Raw genomic sequence first — 1596 nt, 5'->3', positions numbered from 1 at the left:
GTGTAACCGATGTTCTCGTAAAGATTGGCGCCGGTCACGGTGACGGTGCCGAGCGCCTGTACGTCGGTTTGGGCTTGCGCGTTGGCATGGGTGGCGGCCATCAGACAGGCGGAGGTCAACAGCGAGGCGCTGACGACTCGGGGTGCGGTTTTCATAGGATCCCTTGGGAAATAGACGGTGTGCGCCCTGGGGGGCGAGCGTCATGTCGTTATGTTCCCGACGATCATATAAAAATGATTCTTATATGTAAATGTACATGAGAATCCGTGTCATTAGTGTCGTGCCTGCCAAGTTCGGCCTTTCAGTGCTCGAAGAGCGCTTGAATGATGCGGCAGTCCGCAGTCTTGCCGCCGCGACACTGGGTGGTGACCAGACGCAGTTCGTCCGCCAGCGCCGAGAGGGCGGCGATGCGCTCCTCCAGGTGGGCGAGATGGCGACTGGCGATCTCGTCCACTGCCGCGCAGTCGGCGTTGGGCTGATCGGAGAGGGCCAGCAGCTCCTGGATGGTGGCCAGGTCGAGGCCGAGGTGGCGGGCGTGACGAATGAAGTTGATGCGCTCGAGCGCCGCCTGGCCGTAGACGCGATAGCCCTGCTCGCCCCGGGCCGGAGCCGCCAGCAGGCCTCGCTTCTCGTAATGGCGAATGCTTTCCGGCGAGCAGCCGGTGCGCGCGGCGATCTCGCCGATGCGATAGCGGGGTTCCATGACTTGACCCTGTAACGGTTACAGGGTTCAGGCTAACCATGCTCTCTTTCCACCGCAAGCAGGTGTTGCCGATGAACCTCATGGAATCGTTGTTGAGCGTGGCGCTGAGCGCCGCTCCCTGGCTGCTGCTGGGCCTGTTCGTGGCCGGGCTGGTCAAGGCGTATCTTCCCGAGCGACTGCTCAAGCGCTGGCTGGGCGGCGCGGGTGTGAGCGGCGTGCTGCGCGCCTCGATCATCGGCATGCCGCTGCCGCTGTGCTCCTGCGGGGCGATCCCCACGGCGATGGCGCTGCACCGAGGCGGCGCCGGACGGGGGCCGACCACCGCGTTCCTGATCAGCACCCCAGGCGTGGGGGTGGACTCGATCTTTCTGACCAGCGCCCTGCTCGGGCCGGTGATGGCCTTGCTGCGGGTGGCCGGGGCGCTGGTCACTGCCATCGTCACGGGCATTCTGGTCGGGCTGACGGGTAACAACCCGGCGCCGGTCGTGATGGCGCCGGCAACGGGTTGCTGCGCCTCCCACGGCTGCAATGCGCCCACGCCTACCGAGCCCGACGGCCTGCGCGCCGGATTGCGCTACGCCTTCAGTGACCTGCTGGACGATTTCAGCGTATGGATCTTCATCGGGCTGCTGCTGGCGGGCGTGCTGATGGTCTGGGCATCGCCCCAGGCGCTGGCGAGCTTCTCGGGGCCCTGGGCGCTCGCGCTCATGGCGCTGGTGGGCATACCGCTCTACGTGTGCGCCTCGGCCGCCACGCCCATCGCCGCGGGCCTGCTGCTGGCCGGCCTTTCGCCGGGCATGGCGCTGGTATTCCTGCTGGCGGGCCCCATCACGAGCCTGGCGACGCTGGCGGTATTTCGGCGCGAACTCGGTACGCGGGCGCTGCTGATCTAC

General features: G+C 66.4%; 2 protein-coding genes. One reads left to right on the top strand and one right to left on the bottom strand.

Annotated features, from left to right (window positions below; translation table 11 throughout):
* Nucleotides 1–301: 301 nt before the first annotated feature.
* Nucleotides 302–703, bottom strand: coding sequence for a helix-turn-helix domain-containing protein (locus tag BIS11_RS17070; RefSeq protein ID WP_253425599.1), 402 nt, complete (start codon nt 701–703; stop codon nt 302–304).
* Between the two features lie 38 nt (nt 704–741).
* On the opposite strand from BIS11_RS17070, the gene BIS11_RS17065 reads away from it, so the two are divergent.
* Nucleotides 742–1596, top strand: an 855-nt coding sequence (locus BIS11_RS17065; RefSeq protein ID WP_253586653.1) for an SO_0444 family Cu/Zn efflux transporter, incomplete at its 3' end; no start/stop codon positions are given.

Source organism: Halomonas sp. 707D4 (genome assembly GCF_024158685.1).
GTDB lineage: Bacteria > Pseudomonadota > Gammaproteobacteria > Pseudomonadales > Halomonadaceae > Vreelandella.
This window is presented reverse-complemented; position numbering and strand designations above follow the sequence as displayed.